Source organism: Aquisphaera insulae, from assembly GCF_011064615.1.
GTDB classification, from domain to species: Bacteria; Planctomycetota; Planctomycetia; order Isosphaerales; family Isosphaeraceae; genus Aquisphaera; species Aquisphaera insulae.
Genome location: NZ_JAALJH010000179.1, coordinates 1 through 5,564, shown reverse-complemented (window position 1 = coordinate 5,564; position 5,564 = coordinate 1). Strand labels below are relative to the sequence as shown.

The following is a 5,564-nucleotide window of genomic DNA, read 5'->3' as shown; positions in this document are numbered from 1 at the left end:
GGGCTGGGAGCGGCTCTTCTCCGGAAGGGAGGGCGAGGCTCCTGCCGAGCCAGGCGCCGGCTGGTGATCGCGCCGGGGCCTGGTTCCCAACGGCATCGCGGGCCGCGTCAGGCGCAACGGAAACCGTCACGTCCAGGTCCCGGCCATGGGGCAGTCAATACCAACCTTTCATCGCGCCAGGGCTCGCCGATCACCGGGTTCGTCCTCGAGAGGGCCGTTCAGAGGACGCCGAAGACGAACTTCAAGCTGTAATAGAAGCCTATGCCGAGGAACACGATGCCGGTCAACCGCCGGGCCCACCATTCGACGGACGTGAGGGCGTGGAACGCCTTGCTCACGGAGCGCGTCCCGGCCGCCACAAGGCCCGCGAAGACGAGGGCCGGGAGGGCTGTGCCGAGCCCGTAGACGCCCGGCAAGAGCACGCTCGAGTGGGCCTTGACCGAAAGCGGGACGAGGCTCCCGAAGAAGAGGGCCGCCGACACCGGGCAGAACGTCAGGGCGAGGAGCATCCCGAGCGGCAGGGCTCCCCAGAGTCCCAGGGCATCGAGCCGCCTCTGCATCGACTCGCTCGGGCTCGAGCCGGGGGGCGAGAGCGAGATGAGGTCGAGGAGAAACATGGCGACGAGGACCAGCAGCGGCCCCAGGAGCTTGTTCATGGACCGCTGGAGGAACATCGAGACTTCGGGCACCGAGAGGGCGCTCGCCACCAGGAGCCCGGCCAGGCCGAGGTAGGCGAGCGAGCGGCCGAGGGCATAGAGCACGCCGGAGAGGAAGACCCGCCGAGGACTTCCCACTCGCCGCCCGATGAAGGAGACGGCCGCGACGTTGGTCGCGAGCGGGCAGGGGCTTATCGAGGTCAGGATCCCGAGCCACAGGGCCGCCGAGGCGGCGGCGAGCCGCGAAATCGAGGCCGCGTCCTGGGTCATGGCGGGCTCCCGTCATGGCTCCGGTCAGCCCGTTCCAGCTCGACCCCGAGCTCTCGCCACCTGGCGAGAATGTCCGCCCGCGACAGGAAGCCCTCGTGCCGGGACCGCTCCTTGCCCGCGGCATCGAAGAAGATCTGCGTGGGGATGGTCGAGACCTCGTACCGGCTGGCCGCGTCCGGGTCCTTCCCGACGTCGAGGAAGACCACGTCGAGCCGCCCCCGATACGTTTCGCGGAGTTCCTCGAGGATGGGGGCCATCTCCTTGCACGGGATGCACCGCCCGGCTCCGAGGTCGAGCAGCCGGGGGAGCCGGCCGGACGTGACAGACGCGGCCGGGGCCGGGGCCGCGACCTGGGCCGGGGCCGTGTCCTGCGCGGTGACGCCGCTCAACTGCTCGCGGACGTTCCGCTCGATGAAGGCGCGGAGCTTCGGCCTGTCGGCGATGAGCTCCCAGACCTCCGGGAGGCTCTTCCACGAGGTCTGACGTCCGTCTCGGAGCGTGGCGAGGACGACGGACGGGGCGGAGAGCCTGAAGTCGCTGGCGAAGTGCTCGTTGCCCGGCTCGTCGTAGTCGACCGCCCGCCACTCGATGCGGCCCGACCTCAGGTCCTCGGCGAAGCCGGCCTCGACCGCTTCCCTGGCGGTCTTTTCGATGTCGTTGCAGGTGACGCATCGCACCTTGCCGTGCAGGTAATAGGCCATCAATTTCGCCCCCGTGGCCGTGGCCGTGGCCGATGGCTCCGTCGTGGCCGTCCCTTTCGCCCCGGTCTCCTGGAACACCAGGGTGGCCACGGTCACCGCGACGAACCCGAGCAGCGCGATCGTGAGGAGTCCTTTCGATGTCATCGTTCTTCGTCTCCCTCGATGAGCATCTTGATTTCCCCCGGCTTCAGGCTCCGGCCGCAGGCCTTCACCACGCCGTCGATGGCCAGGGCCGGGAGGGCCCGCACGCCGTCGAAGGTGAGGATTTCGGCGATGTCCTGCACCTTGACCACGACGCCCTCGATGCCCGCTTCCCGGACCGCCTGCTCGGCGTTGGCGGCGAGCGTCCTGCACTTCGAGCAGCCGGTCCCGAGGACCTGAATCGTCTTCATCGAAGGGCCCCCCCGCTCTCGAACCTTCGTCGGTTCCGACGCCGGCACGAGCTGGTCCCCATCGGCCTGCCAGGGGACCAGGGCCGTGCGGGGGCTCAGGCTCTCGGTGACCTCGCGGACGAAGGGACGCTCGCGGAGCTTCCGCGACCTGAGCACGGGATCGGTGACGGGTAATGGGCTCAGGCTCTGGTTGACGACCCAGGCGAAGGGCGTGATGCCCGCCCGCAGGAGGTCCCGCTGGAGCGAGGCCGCCTCGTGGACGGGAGTCGCCTCGGGCAGGGTGACGATCAGGACCCGGGTGAACTCCGGGTCCCTGAGGCGCGGCAAGAGCTCGCGGACCGCCTCGGGCATCTCGCTCGCATTCCTGAGCACGTCGCGGTGGTAGGCCTCGGTCGCGTCGAGCAGGAGGAGCGTGTGCCCGGTGGGGGCCGTGTCGAGGACGACGAATCCGGCCTTCCCGCGGTCGACGGTGCGAGCGAACGCGCGGAAGACCGCGATCTCCTCGGTGCAGGGGGACCGCAGGTCCTCCTCCAGGAGGGCCTTGCCCTGGTCGTCGAGGTCCTTGCCCGCCGTGGCCATCACCTCGGCCGTGTAGTCGGCCGTCTCCTTCGCCGGGTCGATGCGGCTCACCGAGAGGTTGGGCACGCGGGCGCCGAGCGTCTGGTCGAGATGGGCCGCGGGGTCCGTGGTCGAGAGATGCACCGTGTGGCCGAGGCGGGCGAGGGTGACCGCCAGTCGCGTGGCGACCGTGGTCTTGCCGACCCCGCCCTTGCCCATGGTCAGGATGACGCCGTGCCCATGGCGGGCGAGCTCCGGGATGAGTGAGTCGAGCGGCCGCGAGAGCACCTGCGAGCCCCGTTCGCCCGGCTCGACCGTGGCGTGGCCGCCGAACGATGCGGGGTCGTTGAGGGCTCGCAACGCCGCCACGCCCACCAGGCCGAAGGGCAGGAGCTCCACCTCGTGCCGCGGGAGACGAGCCAGGCCCTCCGGAAGCTCCGCCAGCGCCGTCCGGCCGCGGGCCTCCATCGCGGCGGCCGTTGGGTCGCTCGGATCGCTCGCGGTGAAGATGCCGTTCAGGACCAGCCGCTGATTCCTGATGCCCAGCGCCGAAAGCTCGCGGCTCGAGCGGTCGGCCTCGCGGAGGGCCGCCTCCTCGGGCCGACTGACGAGCACGAGCGTCGTGGCTTCGCCGTCGGCCAGGGCCTTCAAGGCCGCTTCGTAGAGGGCCCGCTGGGCGGCGAGGCCCGAAAGCGGGCCCAGGCACGAGTTCCCCCCCACGTTCGAGTCGAAGAACACGGTCCAGGCCGCGGGGAGCTGCAGGAGCCGCAGCGTGTGTCCGGTCGGGGCGGTGTCGAAGACGACGTGGTCGAACCGGGCGGTGGCCGAGGCATCGCCCAGGAGCTTCGAGAACTCGTCGAACGCCGCGATCTCCGTGGTGCAGGCCCCCGAGAACTGCTCCTCCATGCTCCGCACGGAGGCGTCGGGGAGGACGCCGCGATACGGGCCCACCATCCGCTCGCGGTAGCTGCGGGCCGCGGCCTCCGGGTCGATGTTCAGCGCCCAGAGGTTCGTCACTTCAGGGACCGGCGTGGGGGCCATCCCGAGCTCGACGCCGAAGACCTCGCCCAGGTTGGAGGCCGGGTCGGTGCTCACCAGGAGCACTCGCTTGCCGCCGTCGGCAAGGGCGACCGCCGTGGCACTGGCAACCGAGGTCTTGCCGACCCCTCCCTTGCCCGTGAAGAAGAGGTTTCGAGTCCCGGGACCGGGGATGACCATCACCCACCTCCGTGAGTCAGCAGCACTTGCCCGAACTTCGACCGGCCCCGCCGATGGCGACGACGCCGGGGGTGCAGCACGAGGCCGCTCCCTTCGGTCCCGCCGCTTCGGCCTCGGCCTCGGCCGCGACCGCGAGGCCGGAGAGGCGAGCGAGCTCGGCTCGGTCCGGGTAGGCCCCGCGGGAGGCGACCTCGCCGTCGACCAGGACGAGCGGCAGGCAGTCGTTGCCGTGCTCGCGAAGGGCCGCCGTGACCGTCGGGTTCGAGGCGAAGGCCTGGGGTTGCTGGGCCAGGTTGTAGCGTTCGACCTGGACGCCCTGACGCTTGAGCCAGTCGAGGTCGGCGGCAATCCGCGGCAGGGCCGGGTCGATCGCGGGGCCGCAGACACCCGTCGAGCAGCACATCGGAGGGTCGTAAAGGGCGAGCCTGGTCATGGCCTTCTCCTCGTGGATTCGTTGATCGTCGATGGACGATGAAAGGGGGCAAAAAAGGCTCCGGCTCCTAGAGCCCGGAGACGAGCTCCTTGAGCCGCTCGAGCACCTTCGGCTCCACGCAGTAGCAGACCCGCGGGCCGTCGATCGTGCCGCGGATGAGCCCCGAGCCCTTGAGCAGCTTCAGGTGCTGGGAGACGGTCGATTGGGCCAGCGGCAGGTGCTCGACGATGTCGCCGCACATGCACGAGTCCTGGGACAGCAGGAAGCGGATGATCTGGACGCGGGCCGGATGGCCCAACGCCTTGGCGAGCGTGGCCAGCTCCACGTCCGAGGCCCGGACCGCTTCGCTCGAGCCGTTACGCCCCTTCGCGGTTGTGCAGCACTTCTCTTCCACGAGCGCCCCCTCCCTATTCATCGTAAAACGACGATAGACGATTGAGTGTTTCCCGTCAAGTCCCCGGCCCCGGCGAGGGGGAGCTTGCCTTGCCCGGACAAGGACGGACGGCGTCAGGCGCGGGCCCGTGGCTCCCGAGCCTGGCCGTCCAGCGCCCCGGCCTGCTCCTGGCCGGCCGCAACCCGGTCTGCACCGACGCCGTCGGCACCGCCGTGATGGGCTACGACCCGATGGCGACGGCGGGCACCGGCGTCTTCCCCGGCGACAACCACCTGGCCATGGCCGCCGCCCTGGGACTCGGCACGAACGACCCCGCCCGGATCGAGGTCCGCGGCCTCTCCATCCAGGACGCCCTCCACCCCTTCGGCTGGCTGCCGACCGAACGCAACGGCTGATGACGGTGCGGTTCGCTGTCGCTCCGGCCAGTCGTGGTCGTCCTGCAGACAAAGGGGACCATTTCAGCATCCATCGGGCCGGGGCGAGGGCTGAGCGTCCCGTCGTCCGCCCGGCCCTTCGCGCCGGCGGCCCTCGAGGATGCTCCCCTGGCGGGCCTCGGATGCCGCTACGCCGCGTCCTCGGGATCGGATGAGGGGGCCTCGCGGGCGAGCGCGACGGCCCGCGGCACGGAGGTGGTGAACTCGATCTCGCCATCGAGGCCGCTCATGGCCGCGCCCAGGGCGAGCCCGTCGGCCAGGCCGCAGGCCGTGACCTCGCCGCCGCATCGGTGGACGTCGCGGGCGAAGTCCGCGATCCGGCAGAAGGCGGTGCTGCCGAGCTTCCGGACGCCGCCGAAGTCGAGCACGTAACGCATCGGGACGTCGCGGCGGACCAGGGAGTCGAGCTGGTCGCCGAGCTCCTGCCCGCGGATCGGGTCGGAGATCTCCCGGCTGGTGAACTCGACCAGCGCGATCGGTTCGGGCGTCGGCTCGTCGAGCAGCTCAT

The 5,564-nt window shown here is 70.7% G+C and carries 7 protein-coding genes; 1 reads left to right on the top strand and 6 read right to left on the bottom strand.

The genetic code is table 11. The features are described from left to right. Window positions 1-218 precede the first annotated feature (218 nt). The 5 genes from G6O54_RS36405 to G6O54_RS36385 form a co-directional block, all read right to left on the bottom strand. On the bottom strand, window positions 219-926 hold the full coding sequence (locus G6O54_RS36405) for an aromatic aminobenezylarsenical efflux permease ArsG family transporter (RefSeq protein ID WP_165235838.1): 708 nt from the start codon (window positions 924-926) through the stop codon (window positions 219-221). Beyond that, entirely contained in the window at window positions 923-1,771 is an 849-nt protein-coding gene (locus G6O54_RS36400) for a nitrophenyl compound nitroreductase subunit ArsF family protein (protein WP_205679166.1), read from the bottom strand. Before G6O54_RS36400 ends, G6O54_RS36405 begins: the two co-directional genes overlap by 4 nt. Next, window positions 1,768-3,795, bottom strand: a complete 2,028-nt coding sequence (arsA, locus tag G6O54_RS36395; protein WP_165235835.1) for an arsenical pump-driving ATPase — start codon at window positions 3,793-3,795, stop codon at window positions 1,768-1,770. Before arsA ends, G6O54_RS36400 begins: the two co-directional genes overlap by 4 nt. Before the next feature lie 16 nt (window positions 3,796-3,811). Next, window positions 3,812-4,228 (bottom strand): arsenite efflux transporter metallochaperone ArsD, encoded by a 417-nt coding sequence (gene arsD / locus G6O54_RS36390; RefSeq protein ID WP_165235832.1) that lies wholly within the window; start codon window positions 4,226-4,228, stop codon window positions 3,812-3,814. A gap of 67 nt (window positions 4,229-4,295) precedes the next feature. Next, window positions 4,296-4,553: an ArsR/SmtB family transcription factor gene (locus G6O54_RS36385; protein ID WP_369432166.1), complete on the bottom strand. Its 258-nt coding sequence runs from the start codon at window positions 4,551-4,553 to the stop codon at window positions 4,296-4,298. A 158-nt stretch (window positions 4,554-4,711) separates the two neighbouring features. Here G6O54_RS36385 and G6O54_RS36380 point away from each other — a divergent pair, with 158 nt between their 5' ends. Continuing rightward, window positions 4,712-5,017, top strand: a complete 306-nt coding sequence (locus tag G6O54_RS36380) for a hypothetical protein (protein WP_165235826.1) — start codon at window positions 4,712-4,714, stop codon at window positions 5,015-5,017. Between the two features lie 167 nt (window positions 5,018-5,184). Here G6O54_RS36380 and G6O54_RS36375 read toward each other — a convergent pair. Then, a partial coding sequence (locus G6O54_RS36375; protein WP_165235823.1) for a hypothetical protein occupies window positions 5,185-5,564 on the bottom strand: 380 nt, incomplete at its 5' end.

What these genes read in the sequence shown, in the direction of transcription:
- G6O54_RS36405 (WP_165235838.1), bottom strand. Translation starts at nt 926, where the DNA reads ATGACCCAGGACGCGGCCTCGATTTCGCGGCTCGCCGCCGCCTCGGCG.
- arsA (WP_165235835.1), bottom strand. Translation starts at nt 3,795, where the DNA reads ATGGTCATCCCCGGTCCCGGGACTCGAAACCTCTTCTTCACGGGCAAG.
- G6O54_RS36400 (WP_205679166.1), bottom strand. Translation starts at nt 1,771, where the DNA reads ATGACATCGAAAGGACTCCTCACGATCGCGCTGCTCGGGTTCGTCGCG.
- arsD (WP_165235832.1), bottom strand. Translation starts at nt 4,228, where the DNA reads ATGACCAGGCTCGCCCTTTACGACCCTCCGATGTGCTGCTCGACGGGT.